This is a genomic window from Martinezella sp. CNPSo 3959 (assembly GCF_057784355.1).
The window spans coordinates 161,841-180,944 of record NZ_JBXSOV010000010.1 but is presented as its reverse complement, the minus strand read 5'-3'; the positions used below and the strand labels follow the sequence as shown (position 1 = coordinate 180,944).

Below are 19,104 nucleotides of genomic sequence, written 5' to 3'. Positions count from 1 at the left end.
AGCGGCGGCCGGAATTAATCGACCGGCCTCAATTCACGTTCGACTTCGGCAGGTGCTTCGGCCTTCTGCAGATTGCCGCGGAAGGCGCAGAGTGCGTCATGCAGCTGAACTTGAAGGTCATTGTCGAAGCCTTGCGTCGCGTTACGCTCGACTTCGCAGATTTCCCTGTCGATCTGCTTCAGCTTGGCGTCGGCGGATTCCGAAAGCACGATCCGCTTGGCGCGACGATCGAGCGGGTCAGGTTGGCGTTCGATCAAGCCGCGCGCCTGCAGCTTGTCCAGAAAGGCGCTGACCGTCATCGGCTCCAGCCCCATCCGGGAGGCGATGTCAAGCTGGCGACTACCGTTGATGGCAGCCACCTGCATCAGCGTCCGCGCTTCGCCCGCCGTCAGTCCGAGTCCGGCGACAAGAATACGTCGCTCGAAGGCCGCCCTGATCAGTCGGGCGCAGTCGGTCACAAGAAAGGCAAGTGAATCCGTATTAATCCTGCTGCTCATAAGCGCTTCCCTACCTACGCTCTTTAATTTTTAGGCCCCACAACGTTCTTATTGACTTCGTCCTGTGAACACAACGACTTCTGTCCGAAAACGCGCTGCTGCTTGACCGGGTTCGGCAGATTGCTACTCTCGCGCGATTCACAGCGGGAACCATCCATCATGACGCAATCGCTTGTTGTCGGCGCTTTTCTGGCCGCGCTTTTCTATGTGCTCATTCCCGGTCCTGCATTCCTGGCGCTGCTCGGCATCGGTGCAGGACAGGGGCGCAAGGCGGGTGCATTCTTTGTCAGCGGCCATCTGTTTGGTGATCTCGTCTGGTCCACGCTTGCATTGGTCGCCATCGTCGGCGCAAAGACCATCGGCACCTTCGTCTTCGATCTGCTGGGATTGCTATGCGGTTTCTACCTTGCCTGGATCGGCTGGAGCGCCGTGACCGCCAAGCCGAAGGGCGACGGAAAATCGCTCGTCAACGTCGAGCGGCCCTTCCGCCGTGGACTGATTTTCGGCGTCACCAATCCGAAGGGATATCCCGTGGCACTGGCGACCTTCACGGCACTTGTCGCGGGCTCTGCCGGCGCACTGACCTTCAGCGCCCTGCCGCTGCTGCTGGCGGTTTCCTTCGCGGGTTTCATAACGGCCGACATTATTCTTATCAGCATCATCGGAGCAGGCGCTGTTCGGCGCTTTTATCGCGCGCATGAGCGATTGATCGTGCGCTGCTCCGGCGTCCTCTTCATGGGCTTTGCGGCGCAAGCGCTCTGGCATGCCACGCCCGGTCTGCTCGGCTGGCGCAAAGCCTGACCGTCCTCGTTCAATTTGTTCGCTCCCCCGCCATACCAATTCGGCGGGAGCAGCCTTATATCGTGCTTCGATCAGATGTCTGTCGAAAGGATGCTTCGCATGTCTTCCCAAACCGCCGTCAATCCTGCGCTCACCGAATGGACCGGACATCAGGGGCTGCCGCGTTTCGATGCGGTGAAGGATACGGATTTTGCGCCTGCCTTCGATGCGGCGCTTGCATCGCATGAAGCCGAGATCGATGCGATTGCTGGCAACCGCGAGGCACCCACCTTTGCTAATACGGTGACGGCGCTGGAGATCGCCGGCGATGAACTCTCGCGTATTTCGGCGCTGTTCTGGAACAAGGCCGGCGCTCATACCAACGAGACCATCCAGGCGCTGGAACGCGAGATCGCGCCGAAGATGGCGCGGCATTATTCGAAGATCGGCACCAATGCGGCACTCTTTGCCCGCCTCGATGCGCTTTGGGAGGGCCGCGACGCCCTTGGGTTGACGCTCGAGGAAACCCGCGTGCTGGAACGGCACTGGAAGGGTTTCGTCAAGTCGGGCGCCAAGCTGCCGAAGGCCGAGCAGGAGCGGCTGTCTGCCATCAACGAGAAGCTTGCCGGCCTCGGCGCGCAATTCGGACAGAACGTATTGGCGGATGAAAAGAGCTGGGCGCTGCTCTTGTCGGAGGAGGCCGATCTCGTCGGCCTTCCGGACTATCTGCGCGAGGCGATGGCAGCGGCTGCGCGCGAACGCGGCGAGGAGGGCAAATATGCCGTCACCCTCTCGCGCTCGATCATCGAACCGTTCCTCACCTCGTCCGAGCGCCGTGATCTGCGCGAGCAGGCCTTCAACGCCTGGGTGGCGCGCGGCGCCAATGGCGGCAAGACGGACAATCGTGAGATCGTGAGTGAGACGCTGGCGCTGCGGGCAGAAAAGGCAAAGCTGCTCGGCTATACCAATTTCGCCGAACTCAAGCTCGACAATACCATGGCGAAGACGCCTGATACGGTGAACGACCTTCTGATGACCGTGTGGGGCAAGGCGGCAGCACGTGCGGCAGAGGAAGAAAGGGATATTGCGGCGCTGATTGCCGAAGAAGGCCGCAACCACGAGGTCATGCCCTGGGACTGGCGACACTATGCCGAGAAGATCCGGACGCGGAAGTTCGATTTCTCCGAAACCGAATTGAAGCCCTATCTGCAGCTCGAAAAGATCATCGCTGCCTGCTTCGATGTCGCCGGCCGCCTGTTCGGCGTCAAAGCCATCGAGCAGAAGGGCATTCCCGCCTATCATCCCGATGTGCGCGTCTTCGAGATCCGCGACCGCTCCGACAAGCTCGTCGCTCTCTTCCTTGGCGATTACTTCGCCCGCAGCTCCAAGCGCTCCGGCGCCTGGATGAGCTCGTTCCAGTCGCAGCACAAGCTGCCGCTGAAGAACGGCAAGGTCGGCGAGCTGCCGATCATCTACAACGTCTGCAACTTCGCTAAGCCAGCGGAAGGCCGGCCGGCGCTGCTGTCGCTCGACGATGCCCGCACGCTGTTCCACGAGTTCGGCCATGCGCTGCACGGCATGCTGTCCAACGTCACTTATCCCTCGGTTTCGGGCACCGGCGTTTCCCGCGATTTCGTCGAACTGCCGTCGCAGCTTTACGAGCACTGGCTGACGGTTCCTGCCATCCTCAAGGAATATGCCGTGCATTATGAGACCGGTGCTCCGATCCCGCAGGCGCTACTCGACAAGGTTCTGGCGGCGCGCACCTTCAATGCCGGCTTCAATACGGTCGAATTCACCTCCTCGGCTCTGGTCGACATGGCCTTCCATACCCGCGGCGCGGTTGAGGATCCGATGGCCGTGCAGGCGGAGGTGCTGGCCGAGATCGGCATGCCGAAATCGATCGTCATGCGCCATGCGACGCCGCACTTCCAGCATGTCTTCTCAGGCGACGGCTATTCGGCCGGCTACTATTCCTACATGTGGTCGGAAGTGCTCGATGCTGATGCCTTTGCCGCCTTCGAGGAAACCGGCGATGCCTTCAATCCAGATATGGCCGGAAAATTGAAGGCCAACATCTATTCCGTTGGCGGTTCGATCGACCCGGAAGATGCCTATAAGGCTTTCCGTGGCAAATTGCCGAGCCCGGATGCGATGCTGAAGAAGAAGGGGCTGGCGGCCTGATCTTGCGTCGGTCCGTGGCAAGAGTCAGTCGCCAAAAGTAAGCTTTGGCGACTGAGCTGATCTTTGCCTGGCAATCAGGATTTCCGCGAAAGCAAAGCCAACAGTTCAGCCAATTGATCGGCCTGTGCATCGTCCAGCTTATCACCCACATGGCGTTGAAGTGCCGGGGCATAGGCTGCCCACATGCGGCTGCGCATGGCACTTCCTGCCTCGGTGATAACGACCCAGCGGCCGCGGCCGTCCTCGAAAAATATCTCACGATGAACAAGACCGGCCTTTTCCATCCGGTCGAGCAGGCGCGATAGGTTATGCTGGGCGAGAAGCGTGCGCTCCTCAATCTCATAGGGCCGCAACTTCCCTTCTGTGGCCTGCGTCAGCTCCCATAGTACGTCGTACCAGCCGAGTGGCGGCAGGCCGGCCGCCTTCAAGTCCTGCTCGATTGCCGCGAGGGTCATTTGCTGCGCGCGCATGAGGCGCACCCATGCTCGCGTGATGGCGGCAGAAGGCTTTGAAGCGGCGGCGTCTGAACAATCGGACATGGATGCAATTACATCTATATTGACCGAGCTTGCAAGTCTGGATATAGATGCAATTACATCTATCTTAAACGAAGACCCAGGAGATTTGATCATGTCCGACGCAAAACTGGTGCTTGTCAGCCATTACCTTTGCCCCTACGTCCAGCGAGCCGCCATCACGCTTGCTGAAAAGGCGGTGCCATTTGAGGTGCGCTATATCGATCTATCGGCAAAGCCCGACTGGTTTCTTGCCATTTCTCCGCTCGGCAAAGTGCCTCTCCTGATCGTGCGACAGGACGATGGAGTGGAAACGGTTTTGTTCGAGAGCGCCGTGATCTGCGAATATCTCGAGGAAACCCAATCCGGTGCTCGGCTCCACCCGGCCGATCCGCTCGCGCGTGCCCGGCATCGCGGTTGGATGGAGTTCGGTTCTTCCATCCTTTCAGACTTATGGGGATTGGAGACCGCCAAGGACGAAGAAATCTATGAGGCCAAGCGCAAAGCGCTGATCGAGAAATTTACGCGGGTCGAGGCGGAATTAAGAAACGGTCCCTTTTTTGCCGGAGAGGCGTTCAGTCTGGTCGATGCAGTTTTTGCGCCGATCTTCCGTTACTTCGATGTGTTCGACACCATCACATCGACGGGGGTTTTTGATGGGCTCCCGCGTGTCAAGGCGTGGCGCACGGAGTTGGCGTCGCGGCAAAGCGTGCGAGACGCGGTGACGCACGAGTATCCCGAGCGCCTCAAAGCCTTCCTGGTCAATCATGACGCGTTCTTACTGAAGCATGCTGCTTGACGAAGCTGTGCAAATTCCGATTGAGGTGATCGTGTGCATCTGAATTGGCGATGTGCCAGAAGAGAGCTCGCTGTCCAGGCGTGTAAGACTGAGGCGTGAGGCACGAAAAGCCGGCATTCAGCTCCTTTCTTGCCTCCCCCCTTTCGCATTCGCGAAAAAAAGGGTATGAGCGCGCCAAATGCAATTGGCGTGTTTACCAAACACTGCGCCCCAGCCTCAGAGATTAAGACATATGGCACTTCGCAACATCGCGATCATCGCGCACGTTGACCATGGGAAAACCACCCTCGTCGACGAGCTCCTGAAGCAGTCCGGCTCGTTCCGCGAGAACCAGCGCGTTGCCGAACGCGTCATGGATTCCAACGATCTGGAAAAGGAGCGCGGCATCACCATTCTCGCCAAGGCGACCTCGGTCGTCTGGAAGGATACGCGCATCAACATCGTCGACACCCCCGGCCACGCCGACTTCGGTGGTGAAGTCGAGCGTATCCTGTCGATGGTGGACGGTGCGATCGTTCTGGTCGATGCCGCCGAAGGCCCGATGCCGCAGACGAAGTTCGTCGTCGGCAAGGCGCTGAAGGTCGGCCTGCGCCCGATCGTAGCGATCAACAAGATCGACCGTCCGGACGCTCGCCACGAAGAAGTCATCAACGAAGTGTTCGACCTCTTCGCCAATCTCGACGCCACCGACGAGCAGCTCGACTTCCCGATCCTCTACGGTTCCGGCCGTAACGGCTGGATGAACTATTCGCCTGAGGGTCCGAAGGACGAAGGTCTCGGCCCGCTTCTCGATCTCGTCGTCAAGCACGTTCCGGAGCCGACCGTCGGCGAAGGCCCGTTCCGCATGATCGGCACGATCCTGGAAGCAAACCCCTTCCTCGGCCGCATCATCACCGGCCGCATCCATTCCGGTTCGATCAAGCCGAACCAGGCCGTCAAGGTTCTCGGTGCCGACGGCAACCTCATCGAAACCGGCCGTATCTCGAAAATCCTTGCCTTCCGCGGCATCGAGCGTCAGCCGATCGAAGAAGCGCAGGCAGGCGACATCGTCGCCATCGCCGGCCTTTCCAAGGGCACGGTTGCCGATACCTTCTGCGACCCGCAGGTCTCCGAGCCGCTGATCGCGCAGCCGATCGATCCGCCGACCGTCACCATGTCCTTCATCGTCAACGACAGTCCCTATGCAGGCACCGAAGGCGACAAGGTCACCTCGCGCGTCATCCGTGACCGCCTCTTCAAGGAAGCCGAAGGCAACGTCGCGCTGAAGATCGAAGAAGCCGAAGGCAAGGATTCGTTCTACGTTTCCGGCCGTGGCGAATTGCAGCTCGCAGTTCTGATTGAAACCATGCGCCGCGAAGGCTTCGAGCTTGCCGTGTCGCGTCCGCGCGTCGTCATGCATAAGGACGAGAGCGGCCAGCTGCTCGAGCCGATCGAAGAAGTCGTCATCGACGTCGATGAAGAGCATTCCGGCATCGTCGTGCAGAAGATGTCCGAGCGTAAAGCTGAAATGGTCGAGCTGCGTCCTTCGGGTGGCAACCGCGTCCGTCTGGTCTTCTGGGCGCCGACCCGCGGCCTAATCGGCTACCAGTCTGAACTTCTGACCGATACGCGCGGCACGGCCGTCATGAACCGTCTGTTCCATGACTACCAGCCTTACAAGGGCGAAATCGGCGGCCGCGTAAATGGCGTGCTGCTCGCCAACGAAGCCGGCGAAGCCGTGGCTTACGCCCTGTTCAACCTCGAAGACCGCGGCCCGATGATCATCGATGCCGGCGAGAAGGTCTATGCCGGCATGATCATCGGCATCCACTCGCGCGACAACGACCTCGAAGTCAACGTGCTGAAGGGCAAGAAGCTCACCAACATCCGCGCTGCAGGCAAGGATGAAGCCGTGAAGCTGACCCCGCCGATCCGCATGACGCTCGACCGTGCTCTTTCTTGGATTCAGGACGACGAGCTGGTGGAAGTGACGCCGAAGTCGATCCGCCTCCGCAAGATGTATCTCGATCCGAACGAGCGCAAGCGTTACGAGAAGGCCCGTCTGGCCTGATCATCCTAACCGAGCGATGCATTCGACCCCGGCCTTCGTGCCGGGGTTTTTAATTGCATGTTCGGTTTTTGAGCTCTTGTCCAAGAGGTTAAAAAGTCGTTAATTTTTGTTAACGATCCACGGATAAAGCCTGTGGGCAAGTTCGCCATCTTTATGAATGAGGATGGTTAATTCGCGTTGGTAAGATCAGAGTAGACGTTATGAAGACGTTGTCGATTGATGTTCGGCGGGCAGAACCCCATGATGCCCGAGCCATTTCGGAGGTGCACCGCCAATCCTGGCAGTACACCTATGCCGGCATCATTCCGCATCGAGCCCTCGGTCAGATGATCGAGCGTCGTGGCGAAGCCTGGTGGCGCAAGGCGACCAGTGGTCCGGCAACGCTGCTGGTTCTGGATGTTGCAGGCGAGATCGCAGGCTACGCTACGCTCGGCCTCAATCGTGCCCGCGCGCTGCCGCAGGAAGGCGAGATTTACGAACTCTATCTGCGCCCGCAATATCAGGGTCTGGGCCTCGGGCGCATGCTGTTCGGCGAGGCACGCAGGCTGTTGAAGTCGCTCGGCTGCAAGGGGCTGGTCGTCTGGTGCCTTGAGGAAAACGAGAATGCCTACCGCTTCTATCGCGGGCAGGGCGGCGCCGATTTCTGCGAGGGCATCGAAACCTTCGATCACAGGCAGCTGCGCAAGATCGGCTTCGTCTGGCCCTGAGCGGCGCTGTCGCGTTCTAAATCTGCTGTATAATTTTATCCCTAAATCGATTCCGATTTCAGGAATCATGCGGTAAATCCGCCTGTTTCCCGATGCGTTGTTGCCTTGCGGGATGAATCCTATTATTTGGCTGGCGGCAACCATCCTTATCTAGGGGACAAGTATGCGTATCGACGCGATTTCCATTGGCAAGAACCCGCCCGAAGACGTCAACGTCATCGTTGAAGTGCCGGTCGGCGGTCATCCGATCAAGTACGAAATGGACAAGGAGGCCGGCACGCTGGTCGTCGACCGTTTCCTCTACACGCCGATGACCTATCCGGGCAATTACGGCTTTGTCCCGCACACGCTCTCCGAAGACGGCGACCCGATCGACGTTCTGATCGCCAGCACCCGTCCGCTGGTCCCGGGCTGCGTCATCAATGTTCGCCCGATCGGCGTGCTGAAGATGGAAGACAATTCCGGCAAGGACGAGAAGATTATTGCCGTTCCCTCGCCGAAGCTGACGCTGCGCTACGAAAAGGTCAAGGAATATACCGACCTGCCGGAGATCACGCTGAAGCAGATCGAGCACTTCTTCGAGCACTACAAGGATCTCGAGCCCGGCAAGTGGGTGAAGATCTTTGGCTGGGGTGGCTCCAAGGAAGCCGGCGAACTGATCATCGAAGCCATCGCCCGCGCCAAGAAGGAAAAGGCCTGATCAACCCTTCGTAATGACGTTTAATTTCTCCATCAAATCCTCCGGCTCGCCCTCGATCCGGAGGATTTTTTTGCGCGCCGTGTCGCCGCTGATGATGCTAAGCGTGGATTTGGAAATACCGAGGCTCTTTGAAAGCAGGGCGATCAGCGCCTTATTGGCCTTGCCCTTTTCCGGCGCCACTGAAACACGCGCCTTCAGATAGCATTCGCCGTCGCTTACGGTTTCGAGCCCATCGATCGCGTCACGCCCGCCATTGGGCGTGAGCCGTACGGAAAGCCTGACGTGATCCGGAAAGGCCTGCCAGGCCTTGTTCACCGCAGGAACATGGGGACGATCGAATTCCACATCAGCGAGCGGATGAAGAAGATGATCAAGAGCAGGATGACCGGCGAAATGTCGATGCCGCCGAGATCCGGCAGGATGCGGCGGATCGGCCGCAGGGCAGGTTCCGTGACCGCATAAAGGAAGTTGCCGACGGAGCTGACGAATTGATTGCTCGAATTGATGACGTTGAAAGCATATAGCCACGAAAAGATGGCGCTGGCGATCAATATCCAGGTATAAAGATTCAAAGCCAGATCAATGGTTTGAAATAAGGCGAGCATGTCCGTCTCCAATTCGCAGTTGACAGACATGTAGACATTGGCGACTAAACGGGCAAGTCCCATGCTCCGAAGCATGTTGAATCATGTCTAAAAGGCCGGTCTTGGCGCCAGCGGCCCCATCGGAAAGTCTCGTCCCATGTCGTTCTCTGCCAGCGGAGACCGGTTTGCCGCCTTCAGGCACATTGCCTATACCTATTTCTTCTTCGCGCGGTTTTTGACGGCCTTTGCCACGCAGGTCGTCAGCGTCTCTGTCGGCTGGCAGATGTATGAGCACACCAGCCAGCCGATCTATCTCGGTCTGATCGGTCTGGTGCAGTTCCTGCCGTCGCTGCTGCTGATCCTTGTGACGGGCACGGCTGCGGACCGTTACAACAGGCGCCTGATTTCCGCGATCTGCATTTTCGTCGGCACTCTCTGCACCGCCGCGCTGCTGTTTCTAACCATATCGGGCACTTTCGCGCCGCTGCCGGTATTTCTGATCCTCACGGTCTTCGGCATCGAGCGCGCTTTCATGACGCCGGCCATGCAATCGCTGGCGCCCAACCTGATCCCGCCCGAAGACCTGACGAACGCCATCACCTGGAACTCGATGTCATGGGATGCCGCCGCCATCCTTGGCCCCGTGGCCGGTGGCCTGCTTTACGGCGTCGGGGCCAATGTCGCCTATTCCGTGGCCGTGTTTTTCTTCGCGGCCGGTTCGGTGCTGACCTTCCTAATCCCGAAGCCACAGCAGCGCACCGCGCATGAGCGGCGTAGCCTTAACGAGATGCTTGCCGGCTTCCGTTTCATCTGGTCGGAAAAAGTGGTGCTCGGCGCGGTCTCGCTCGATCTTTTCGCCGTGCTGCTCGGCGGCGCAGTCGCGCTGATGCCCATCTATGCGCGCGATATCCTGACGCTTGGGCCCTGGGGCCTCGGCATGCTGCGCGCTGCGCCAAGCTTCGGCGCAATCGCCATGGGCCTGTTTCTGGCGACTTATCCTATCCGGAATCGCGCCGGCATCTGCATGTTTGCCGGGGTTGCCATGTTCGGCGTGGGCACACTTGTCTTCGGCATCTCGCATACGCCGTGGCTGTCGATAGTGGCTCTCGCCGTCATGGGCGCTTCCGACCTGATTTCCGTCTATGTGCGCGAAACTCTGATTACGCTCTGGACGCCGGATCACGTGCGCGGCCGCGTCAATGCCGTCAACATGGTCTTCGTTGGCGCGTCGAACGAGCTTGGCGAGTTCCGCGCCGGCACCATGGCGCATTATTTCGGCGCGATCCCCGCTGTCGTCATCGGAGGCTTGGGCACGCTGACGGTCGCCCTCCTCTGGGCCACCGGTTTTCCGCAGCTACGCCGGATCGACAGTCTCAACGCACCGGATCGCAACGGCGAGCCGCAGGCGGTTTGAGGAGTGCGTAATGGCGAGGTTGCCGGATCGATACAATTCGTTTTCGGCGCTTCGTGAGCATGAGATCGAGGGCGTCGACTATCGCATCCGCGTGGAGAGCCGATCATCACCCGTCGCGGTTATCGCTCCGCATGCCGGCTTCATCGAACCCGCCACATCAGAGATAGCGCTGGCGATCGCGGATGGGAGGTTCTCGCTTTACCGCTTCGAAGGGCTCGATCCGGCGCGGCTCCATCATGAGCTGCACGTCACTTCCGAAAATTTCGATGAGCCGATTGCAAACGATCTGATTGCCGGTTCGCTGATCGTTGTCGCTATTCATGGTCGAATGGATCGCGACGATCCGCAGTCAAGCTGGATCGGCGGCCTCGACATATCGCTTCGCGACCGGATCGTAGAGGCGCTTCGTCGCGATGGATTTGCTGCCGTTGCGAGAAAGAAGGGGGAGGCGCTCGCGGGAGCTTCGGCCGGAAATATCTGCAATCGCCGCCAGCGGCAGGTTGGGGTGCAGCTTGAGATTCCGAGAGGCGTCAGAGATGCCCTCATGGCCGATGCGGAGAAGCTCAAGCAATATGCGTCTGCCATCCGTGGGGCGATCGATGAATTCCACCGCGCGCTTTCGTCAGGCGAAGACCTTTAGAGCATTTCCGCTTTTCTTCGAATCGCGAAAACGCTCTATCTTCTCGTTTTTACGCAGTTCCGGGCGCAAAACCGCTTCGCACTTTTGCTGGAACTGTTCTAGGCCGCCATCGCCTGCTTGCCTTCGAAGACGAGATTGAGGAATTCCGACAGCCAGGCCTTCAGCGCCGCGTCGAAGATCATGCGGCCTTCCAGATGCTCGCGGCCCTGCTGGGCGTTCGGCATGCAGAAGCGATGTTCGCCATGCACGACCCAACGCTGCATCATGGCGCGGGTGAGCTCGGCATGGAATTGCAAGCCCCAGGCATTGGCGCCGTAACGATAAGCCTGGTTTGGGTAGGTCTCCGCTGTTGCCAGGAGGTCGGCGCCGTGCGGCAGCTCGAAGCCCTCGCGATGGAAATGGTAGACCATCTGCGGCCAGCGCATCAGCAGGCGACCCTTTTCCGTCGGCTGCAACGGATACCAGCCGATCTCGGTCTTGCCGTCATCGCGCGCCTTTACCTTGGCGCCGAGATGGCGGGCGAGCAGCTGCGCGCCGAGGCAGATGCCAAGATAGGGGCGGTTTTCCTTAAGCGGCACCTTCAGCCAGTCGGTCTCGGCCTTGATGAAGTCGTCGGGGTCGTTGGCGCTCATCGGGCCGCCGAAGACCACGGCGCCGGCATGAGCCTCCAGTGTCGAGGGCAGGGGGTCACCGAGAACCGGGCGGCGGATATCGAGATCGAAGCCCTTCTCCAGCATCATCTGGCCGACGCGGCCCGGGCTGGAGCGCTCCTGATGCAGGACGATCAATATCGGGCGCCCGGCGCTCTTCGGCGCTTCAATCATCATTGCCCGTCTCCACCCTGAAACCGGGCGCGCGTGCGGCAGCTTCCTGGCGTTTCATGATGCGCTCGCGATCGGAAATGCCCATGAGGTCGGCGATCCGCCAGATGGCATGATCTTCCATCTCGCTGCGCTCGCCGTCGGCATAGACGATATCCCAGAGGATGCCGAGCAGTTCGAGCCGCTGCGTGCTGTCGAGATGGCGCTTCAGGTCCGAGGTGAAGCGATAATAGTCGACCGCTTCGCTTTCCGCTTCCTCGCCGGCCGCGATCAGCTGATCGAGCTTGCGGCCATCAAGACCATACTGCTCCTTCAAGAGCTTGCGCAGCCGCTTCTTCTCGCTGTTCTCGATCTTGCCGTCCGCCTCCATCACCTGGATGCAGAGAGCTGCCACGGCGACACGCGGGTCGTCAGGTGCGAAACCGGATCGGGGATGGTCTTGTGTCAGGTTATGAAGAAATTCCTGAAAGCGTTCGAACATGCGTGTCCATTCTCAAAACGGGCAGAGCAGGGTTCTTGGGGCACCATGCTCCATCTTTTTGTCTTCCGGAATTCCAGACGCAAAGCCGCTGCGCGCTGTTGCCGGAATTGCTCTAGAACAACTTGAGCCGCGTCTTGGGTTCCGGTTCAAGTTTATGATCTTTCACGCCCGGATCATCAGGCGCGCCACCGAAGAAGGGCCGGGGCTCCGCATCCTGCGGCACCGGTTTGGGCGCTGCCTCGGACACGCTCGGCGCGGACTTTGCCACGGCGGGCTCCAACTCCATGACATAGGCATTGCTGGCTGGCGATGCAACTTTTGGTGAATTTGTCGCCTCCGCTGCGGTTGCGCCAGCCGCCTCGCGCACCGGCGGCAGCGATTTCAGCGCCGCATCGACAGAAACCGCGGAACCCTCTTCGACCGGACCTTCGATCTGGCCGAAGGGCGCCTTCCACTCGAAGGCGTCGAGGCGGCCGGTGACCGGCGACAGCGGCAGCCATTTTTCCGAGACGAAACCATCGGCGACCCAGGCTGGATCGCGCGGGGCGCGCAGCGCCTGCGCCATCCAGTGGCGGACGCGGCCCTGATCGCCGGTTTCCGCCTCTTCGATATCGGCGAGAAGCAGGAAGGCGCCCTCGCGCGCATCGATCCGTGCGGCGGCTTCCGCCTTGGCACGGGCCTTGCCGAAATCGCCCGCGTCCATTGCCGCCTTTGCGGTCAACAGCAGGGCTTCGACATTGTTCGGGCGGATCGCCTCCAGCCGTTCGGCGCGTTTCAGGCGATCGAGAACGGAATCGCCGCTGCGGGCCCGCACATAGGCTTTGCCGATTTCGGGATGCGGCCGGGCTTTCCAGACCTGCTCGAGGATGGAGGCAGCCTTGCGCACCTTGTCTTCACGGAACAAGGCTTTGGCGGCGATCAGCGCGGCGGGAACGAAATCATCCACGAGCTTTAATGCCGCCAGCGCATCGTCGCGTGCGCCGGCGGGATCGCTTTCCAATTTCTCGTCGGCGCGCGCCGTCAGGAGCACGGCGCGTTGACGGTTGGCGGTTGCCTTATCGACGACATGGGCAGCCTTCTGCTGGTCGAGCAGCTTGATGGCATCGTCCCAGCGGCCGGCTTGGCTGCGATATTCCAGCGTCGCCTGTGCCGCCCAGGGCAGGTAGGGCGCCTGGTCGGCCGCCTTCTCGGCATATTGCCGCGCCGCTTCATGCGCCCCGAGGCGCTTGGCTTCGAGATAGAGGCCACGCAGGCCGAGTTCGCGCGTTTCCGGATCATTGGCCATCTGCTCGAACTTCTGGCGCGCCTCGTCATGCTTGCCTTCGATCAAGGCAGCCTGAGCCTCAAGCAGGTTGATGAGCGGCTCCTGATCGGCGCGGATGAGGCCGCGGGTGCGGGCCGCCATCTTGCGCGCGAGCAGGGCATTGCCGGCGCCCGCGGCGATGAGGCCGGTGGAGAGCGCCTGATAGCCGCGGTCGCGCTTGCGGGCGCGGAAATAGCGGGTGACGGAGTGCGGCGAATTCCAGATCAAGCGCACGAACCACCAGACGATCATCACGGCGGCCACGATCGCAATCAGGATCGCGGCGGCGACGATCAGCTTCGTCTGGTAAAGCTGGCCTTCCCAGACCAGCGAGAGATCGCCGGGCCGATCCGCGAGCCAGGAAAAACCATAGCCGAGAGCCAGGACGAGAATGGCGAAGATAAGCAGTCTGATCATTGCTACACTCCGTCCTTAATTCTGTTTCCCGGTATTGGCGATCGCCTTCGACAAGGCATCGCTTACCAGATCCTCGACGCGGATGCGGGCCTCCAGCGATTGCTTGAAGGCGGCCGATGCAGATTTCGCGGCATCGGGCAGGCTGTTCCACTCGGTCACCGCACCCGGGAGATCGCCATTCCTGACCTTGTCCTCAAAACGGGCGGCGATGGCATCGATGCTGTCGCCAGAGACATTGCCGACGGGGCGGACCTGCACCAGCGACTTGGCGCCGGATACCAGGCGGCTGCTCCAGCTCTGATTCGGATCGTCGGTCTGTGCCGTTGCGACGATTGCCGTTGCGACATTCGAAACCTGGCGGATCAGGTCGGCCCGAGAGGGAACGCCGGTCTGGGCGAAATTCTTGAGGGCGGCAACGGCCGGATCGTCCGGCGCGACATTGGCGAAGGTGTCGAGCTCAGGCTGGAAGGGACCGCCGCGGTCAATTGCTGCCTTCAACGCCGCCGCCGCGATGGCGCGAGCCACAGCGCTCTCCTGGCTCGGTCCGCTCAGCTTCTTTTCGGCGTCATCAAGACGCTTGCTGACCTCGGCGTCGGAGGTTGCCTGGCTCTGCGTCGTCTTGCTGAGATCCGATTTCAGCTGCTCGACCTCGCTGGTGAGCGAAGCGATCTTCTGATCGGAAGCGGGGTTTGCGGTGCCACCCGAGCCATTTGTCAAAGCGCCGTTGGCAGCGCTCGTCTCAAGCGCTGCGACGCGGGCCGTCAGCGCTTCGTCCGGCTTTGCGGCTGGCGCGGCGGCGAGATTGGCGATGCTCTGCTTGAGACCGTCGATCTCCGTATTCAGCGTTGCGATCTGGGTAGAGCTATCTTTGCCTGCGCGGCCGCCAGGCAGGAAGCCGGCATATTGCAAGGCGCCGGCGCCGATGAGGGCGATCAAGCCGCCGACGATGCCGGCCGCGATCAGCCCCGAGGTTGAACCTGCGTGCGACTGCGAACGCTCGGTATGGGGCGCTTGTTGGGCATGGGAGGGCGGAGAATCGGCCTGTTGTGCTGATGCACCTTGCTGCTCTTGCGGTGCGGCGTCGAAGATCGTCTCCTGAGCTTCCTCGCGAAGCGGCTCCTTCTCCGCTTCCAGCGGCATTTCCACTTTATCTGCCGAGGAGCCGCCAAGCTCGCCATGGCTGCGCTCGGTCAAATCTTCGGGAGCTGCGTCCTGCGCAGTCTCTTCGGCTTCCAGATCGATCGTGACCGGTTCGTCGTTGGGCTTCGAATGGTTAGGCGTTTTTCGCGATACCATGAGGTCCTCTTTTCATGCGCTGCAACGAAGTTAGACAGACAAGGCGATTATGAAAAGGCCTTACATCAAAATTGCGGCCTTACGCCCGGATCAGAAGCGCCAGAAGTCGGTCTTCATTCGGCATGTCGGCGATATCGACATGGGATTGCAGCGTCTCCGGAACCGCGCCCGCCACGGCTTCGCTCAAACAAAGAAACCGCGTTTCCGCAAAAAGCTCCATGTTGTGGCCGACGAAAGACAGGCCGAAAAAGCGCCTGGCGGTTTCGTGAGAATAAAGCAGCACGGCATCCGCGCGAGCGTCGGAAAAAAACCGGCGAAGAGTGACGTCGTCAGGGATGATATCCCGCATTCGGTAGCATTCGACGGTCAGGAAAGGCAGGTGCAGCTCCGCCAATCCGGCTTCGAAACCGGCCGCGCGCGGAAAGCCTGCGAGATAGAGGAGGGGCGCGGTATTCCTGCCGCCAGAATGGCGTGAAATCAGGGCGGCAAGCTCGGCGCCGGCGCCTTGGGAGACTGCGATATTGCTGAAGCCGAGCTCCGCTGCCTCTCTAGCCGTTGCCTTGCCCACCGCAAAGAGCGGTCGTCCGAGATGGGGCTCGATATCGGAGCCTAGCGCCGCCAGCACGCGGAACGCCTCGGCGCTGGTGACGGCGACGGCGCCCTGCGTGGTCAGGAGCGCTCGTCTTGCCTCCTCGACATGATGGACGGGTTCGGCCAGCGGCAGCAGCAGGGGTTCGTGCCCCATTTGCGTCAACCGCCGCATGGTGCGTTCACCCGAATGCCGAGGGCGGGTGACGACGACGCGCATCCTTTGTCAGGTCCAGTCTTCGAAGAAGGTGCTGCCGGCCTCGGCGCGGATCGCCTGACCGGCATTGATCCCCAGCGCCTCGGCATCGCGCCGGTGGCCTTCGATGGTCGTCGTGTGCACTTGGCGGCCATCCGGGGTGAGGATCATGCCGAAGAAGCGCAGATGATCGCCTTCGCAAATTGCGTAGCCGGCTATCGGTGTGCGACAGGAGCCGTCGAGCGCCGCCAGGAAGGCACGTTCGCAGGATACGGCGTCGAAAGTCGGCGCATCATTGACGGCGGCGAGCAGGTCGTTCATCTGCTGATCGTCGATCCGGCTCTCGATGGCGATTGCGCCTTGTGCCGGCGCTGGAGGGAATTCATCAGGATCGAGAATGTCGGTGATGACCTCGACCATGCCAAGCCGCTTCAGGCCTGCAAGCGCCAGCAAGGTGGCGTCGGCCTGCCCCTCTTCCAGCTTGCGCAGGCGCGTCTGAACCGAACCGCGGAAGGTAATGACGTTGATATCCGGGCGCAGGCGACGGATCAGCGCCTGGCGGCGCAGCGACGCAGAGCCGACGGTAGCGCCATGCGGCAGCTCGATCAGTTTCGGCGCGGTGCGGCCGATGACCGAATCGCGGATATCTTCTCGCGGCAGATAAGCTGTGAGCGCCAGGCCTTGGGGCAGCTTCGTCGCCATATCCTTGGCCGAATGCACGGCGAGGTCGAGTTCGCCTGAGGTCAGCTTCTCTTCCAGCTCTTCCGTGAACAGGCCCTTGCCGCCGATTGCCGCGAGCGAGCGGTCGGTGATGCGGTCGCCCTTGGTGGTCAGAACGACGATTTCGAACATCTCCTCCGGAAGGCCATGGGCCGCCATCAGGCGGTCGCGCGCTTCTCGCGCCTGGGCGAGCGCCAGCGGGCTGCCGCGCGTGCCGATCCGGAAAGGTTTTGTTTGCATCCGCTTTGATCCGTTGTTACCGACAGTTCCCGTAACCATATTTCCGCTTTATCGCAATCGACCTGTAGGCAACGAACTTTCTCCATGACATCCGTTCTTCGTATTCTCGGCATCGAAACAAGCTGCGACGAAACCGCTGCAGCTATTGTCGAGCGCCGGGATGACGGCACGCCAACGGTTTGTTCCGATGTCGTCCTCAGCCAGCTGGACGAGCATAGCGCCTATGGCGGCGTCGTGCCGGAAATTGCTGCGCGGGCACACGTCGAAGCGCTCGATACGCTGATCGACGAGGCATTGAAACGCGCCAATGTGTCGCTCTCGGACGTCGATGCCATTGCCGCTACATCCGGGCCGGGCCTCATCGGCGGTCTGCTCGTCGGGCTGATGACGGGCAAGGCGATCTCACGCGCGACAGGCAAGCCATTATACGCTATCAACCATCTGGAAGGCCATGCCCTGACGGCGCGGCTGACGGACGGTCTTGCCTTCCCTTATCTCATGCTGCTCGTGTCCGGCGGCCACACCCAGCTGATCCTGGTGCGCGGCGTCGGCCAATATGAGCGCTGGGGGACGACCATCGACGATGCGCTCGGCGAAGCCTTCGACAAGACGGCCAAGCTTCTGGGACTGCCCTATCCCGGCGGCCCGGCTGTGGAGGCAGCCGCCAAAAACGGCAATCCGGACCGCTTCGATCTTCCGCGTCCCCTGGTCGGCGAAACGCGCCTCGATTTTTCCTTTTCCGGCCTGAAGACAGCGGTACGACAGGCGGCGACGGCAATTGCGCCTGTCACCGAGCAGGATATCGCCGATATCTGCGCCTCCTTCCAGAAGGCGATCTCGCGCACGCTGAAGGACCGGATCGGCCGCGGCCTGCAGCGCTTCAAGACGGAGTTTCCGAAGACTGAGGAAAAGCCGTCGCTTGTGGTGGCCGGGGGCGTTGCCGCCAATCTCGAGCTGCGCCGCACGCTGCAGGAGCTTTGCGACGCCAATGGTTTCCGCTTCATCGCGCCGCCATTGAGATTGTGTACGGATAATGCCGTCATGATCGCCTGGGCTGGACTGGAACGCATGGCGACGGGCGCCGCACCTGACGATCTCGATGTGCAGCCGCGCTCGCGCTGGCCGTTGGATCAGAAGGCGGAAACCCTGCTCGGACATGGCAAACGAGGAGCGAAGGCATGAGCGGCAATGAGCGGATCGCAGTCATCGGCGCCGGCGCTTTCGGCACGGCGCTTGCCGCCGTCATCGCGCTGACCGGTCGTGCCGATGTGGTGCTCGTCGGACGCAACGCAGGGCTGATGACTGACCTTGCCGCCGACCGCATGCATGATGCCGTCCTGCCCGGCATCGATCTTCCGGATTCGCTGCAGTTTTCGGCCGTGCCGGATGCAATTTCCAATGCCGGCATCGTTCTTTTTGCCATGCCCTCACAGGCGCAGGCCGATGCTGCCCGTCATTATGGCCCTTATCTCGCCAAGGATGCGGTCGTCGTTACGTGCGCGAAAGGTATCGACAAGGTCTCCGGCGATCTGCTGACCGATATGCTGGAGCGGGAGTTGCCGCAGCATGCGATCGCCGTGCTCTCAGGCCCGGGCTTTGCCGCGGACATTGCCAAGGGACTGCCGACGGCCATGGCGATCGCCGCCGCCGACATGACTGTCGCCGAAAGGCTAGCCCAGGCGATTTCCGGCCCGACGTTTCGCCTCTACGCCTCGGATGACCGCATCGGCGTTCAGCTCGGCGGTGCCTTGAAGAATGTTCTCGCGATTGCCTGCGGCATCGTCGAGGGCCGGGGTATCGGTGATTCCGCACGCGCGGCGCTGATCAGCCGTGGTCTTGCCGAGATGTCGCGCTTCGTTGCAGCGAAGGGGGGCAAGGCTGAAACTGTGCGCGGCCTATCGGGTCTTGGCGACCTCGTGCTGACGGCCACCAGCCATCAATCCCGCAACCTGCGATTCGGCATTGCGCTGGGTGAGGGCGAGGCTGCCGATCCGACGCATGGCACGCTGGTCGAGGGCGCCTATGCCGCTTCCATCGCCGCGCGGCTCGCCGACAAACTCGGCGTCGACATGCCGATCACCGACGCGGTGTCCGCCATCATCGACGGCAAGCTCGACATAGCAACAGCCATCGGACAATTGATGACGCGGCCGATCACTACGGAATAGTTTG

At 61.0% G+C, this 19,104-nt stretch carries 20 protein-coding genes; 10 read left to right on the top strand and 10 right to left on the bottom strand.

Going from position 1 to position 19,104, the window contains the following annotated elements; genetic code table 11:
- Positions 1–14: 14 nt before the first annotated feature.
- On the bottom strand, positions 15–497 hold the full coding sequence (locus AC13RE_RS20710; RefSeq protein ID WP_015341442.1) for a MarR family winged helix-turn-helix transcriptional regulator: 483 nt from the start codon (positions 495–497) through the stop codon (positions 15–17).
- 159 nt (positions 498–656) lie between these two features.
- On the opposite strand from AC13RE_RS20710, the gene AC13RE_RS20705 reads away from it, so the two are divergent.
- On the top strand, positions 657–1,298 hold the full coding sequence (locus AC13RE_RS20705; RefSeq protein ID WP_488486580.1) for a LysE family translocator: 642 nt from the start codon (positions 657–659) through the stop codon (positions 1,296–1,298).
- A 99-nt stretch (positions 1,299–1,397) separates the two neighbouring features.
- Positions 1,398–3,461 (top strand): M3 family metallopeptidase, encoded by a 2,064-nt coding sequence (locus tag AC13RE_RS20700; RefSeq protein ID WP_488564306.1) that lies wholly within the window; start codon positions 1,398–1,400, stop codon positions 3,459–3,461.
- 74 nt (positions 3,462–3,535) lie between these two features.
- On the opposite strand, the gene AC13RE_RS20695 is transcribed toward AC13RE_RS20700, so the two are convergent.
- Positions 3,536–4,000: a MarR family winged helix-turn-helix transcriptional regulator gene (locus tag AC13RE_RS20695; protein ID WP_488564305.1), complete on the bottom strand. Its 465-nt coding sequence runs from the start codon at positions 3,998–4,000 to the stop codon at positions 3,536–3,538.
- A gap of 91 nt (positions 4,001–4,091) precedes the next feature.
- Between AC13RE_RS20695 and AC13RE_RS20690 the strand changes: the two genes are divergently transcribed.
- The 4 genes from AC13RE_RS20690 (at position 4,092) to ppa (ending at position 8,232) form a co-directional block, all read left to right on the top strand.
- Positions 4,092–4,775, top strand: a complete 684-nt coding sequence (locus tag AC13RE_RS20690; protein WP_488564304.1) for a glutathione S-transferase family protein — start codon at positions 4,092–4,094, stop codon at positions 4,773–4,775.
- A 232-nt stretch (positions 4,776–5,007) separates the two neighbouring features.
- Positions 5,008–6,825: a translational GTPase TypA gene (typA, locus tag AC13RE_RS20685; protein ID WP_015341437.1), complete on the top strand. Its 1,818-nt coding sequence runs from the start codon at positions 5,008–5,010 to the stop codon at positions 6,823–6,825.
- A 200-nt stretch (positions 6,826–7,025) separates the two neighbouring features.
- Positions 7,026–7,532 (top strand): GNAT family N-acetyltransferase, encoded by a 507-nt coding sequence (locus tag AC13RE_RS20680; protein WP_069613362.1) that lies wholly within the window; start codon positions 7,026–7,028, stop codon positions 7,530–7,532.
- A 163-nt stretch (positions 7,533–7,695) separates the two neighbouring features.
- Positions 7,696–8,232 carry an inorganic diphosphatase gene (gene ppa / locus AC13RE_RS20675; RefSeq protein WP_015341435.1) on the top strand — a complete coding sequence of 179 codons (537 nt, stop codon included), beginning with the start codon at positions 7,696–7,698 and terminating at the stop codon, positions 8,230–8,232.
- Here ppa and AC13RE_RS20670 read toward each other — a convergent pair whose 3' ends face one another.
- A complete protein-coding gene (locus AC13RE_RS20670) occupies positions 8,233–8,547 on the bottom strand; it encodes a DUF167 domain-containing protein (protein ID WP_132720057.1) in 315 nt (104 codons plus the stop codon).
- Positions 8,544–8,867: a YggT family protein gene (locus AC13RE_RS20665; protein ID WP_132720080.1), complete on the bottom strand. Its 324-nt coding sequence runs from the start codon at positions 8,865–8,867 to the stop codon at positions 8,544–8,546. The genes AC13RE_RS20670 and AC13RE_RS20665 overlap by 4 nt, the downstream gene beginning before the upstream one ends.
- 106 nt (positions 8,868–8,973) lie before the next feature.
- Here AC13RE_RS20665 and AC13RE_RS20660 point away from each other — a divergent pair, with 106 nt between their 5' ends.
- Positions 8,974–10,230: an MFS transporter gene (locus AC13RE_RS20660; protein WP_488564303.1), complete on the top strand. Its 1,257-nt coding sequence runs from the start codon at positions 8,974–8,976 to the stop codon at positions 10,228–10,230.
- 10 nt (positions 10,231–10,240) lie between these two features.
- A complete protein-coding gene (locus tag AC13RE_RS20655) occupies positions 10,241–10,870 on the top strand; it encodes a poly-gamma-glutamate hydrolase family protein (RefSeq protein WP_488564302.1) in 630 nt (209 codons plus the stop codon).
- A gap of 98 nt (positions 10,871–10,968) precedes the next feature.
- Here the strand turns inward: AC13RE_RS20655 and AC13RE_RS20650 are convergent, their stop codons facing one another.
- The 6 genes from AC13RE_RS20650 to hemC form a co-directional block, all read right to left on the bottom strand.
- The gene (locus AC13RE_RS20650) at positions 10,969–11,694 is read right to left on the bottom strand and encodes a glutamine amidotransferase (protein WP_488564327.1); all 726 of its coding nucleotides are present in this window, start codon (positions 11,692–11,694) and stop codon (positions 10,969–10,971) included.
- The gene (locus AC13RE_RS20645; protein WP_132720602.1) at positions 11,687–12,172 is read right to left on the bottom strand and encodes a tellurite resistance TerB family protein; all 486 of its coding nucleotides are present in this window, start codon (positions 12,170–12,172) and stop codon (positions 11,687–11,689) included. The genes AC13RE_RS20650 and AC13RE_RS20645 overlap by 8 nt, the downstream gene beginning before the upstream one ends.
- Positions 12,173–12,284: 112 nt before the next feature.
- A complete protein-coding gene (locus tag AC13RE_RS20640; RefSeq protein ID WP_488564301.1) occupies positions 12,285–13,892 on the bottom strand; it encodes a heme biosynthesis HemY N-terminal domain-containing protein in 1,608 nt (535 codons plus the stop codon).
- Between the two features lie 15 nt (positions 13,893–13,907).
- Positions 13,908–15,188, bottom strand: a complete 1,281-nt coding sequence (locus tag AC13RE_RS20635) for a COG4223 family protein (protein ID WP_488564300.1) — start codon at positions 15,186–15,188, stop codon at positions 13,908–13,910.
- 79 nt (positions 15,189–15,267) lie between these two features.
- Positions 15,268–15,996 carry a uroporphyrinogen-III synthase gene (locus tag AC13RE_RS20630; protein ID WP_488564299.1) on the bottom strand — a complete coding sequence of 243 codons (729 nt, stop codon included), beginning with the start codon at positions 15,994–15,996 and terminating at the stop codon, positions 15,268–15,270.
- Positions 15,997–16,002: 6 nt separating this feature from the next.
- Positions 16,003–16,932 carry a hydroxymethylbilane synthase gene (hemC, locus tag AC13RE_RS20625; RefSeq protein ID WP_132720606.1) on the bottom strand — a complete coding sequence of 310 codons (930 nt, stop codon included), beginning with the start codon at positions 16,930–16,932 and terminating at the stop codon, positions 16,003–16,005.
- Between the two features lie 84 nt (positions 16,933–17,016).
- On the opposite strand from hemC, the gene tsaD reads away from it, so the two are divergent.
- Both tsaD and AC13RE_RS20615 read left to right on the top strand, forming a co-directional pair.
- Positions 17,017–18,114: a tRNA (adenosine(37)-N6)-threonylcarbamoyltransferase complex transferase subunit TsaD gene (tsaD, locus tag AC13RE_RS20620; RefSeq protein WP_015341424.1), complete on the top strand. Its 1,098-nt coding sequence runs from the start codon at positions 17,017–17,019 to the stop codon at positions 18,112–18,114.
- Positions 18,111–19,100 carry an NAD(P)H-dependent glycerol-3-phosphate dehydrogenase gene (locus AC13RE_RS20615; RefSeq protein ID WP_488564298.1) on the top strand — a complete coding sequence of 330 codons (990 nt, stop codon included), beginning with the start codon at positions 18,111–18,113 and terminating at the stop codon, positions 19,098–19,100. Before tsaD ends, AC13RE_RS20615 begins: the two co-directional genes overlap by 4 nt.
- The last annotated feature ends 4 nt before the right edge of the window (positions 19,101–19,104 follow it).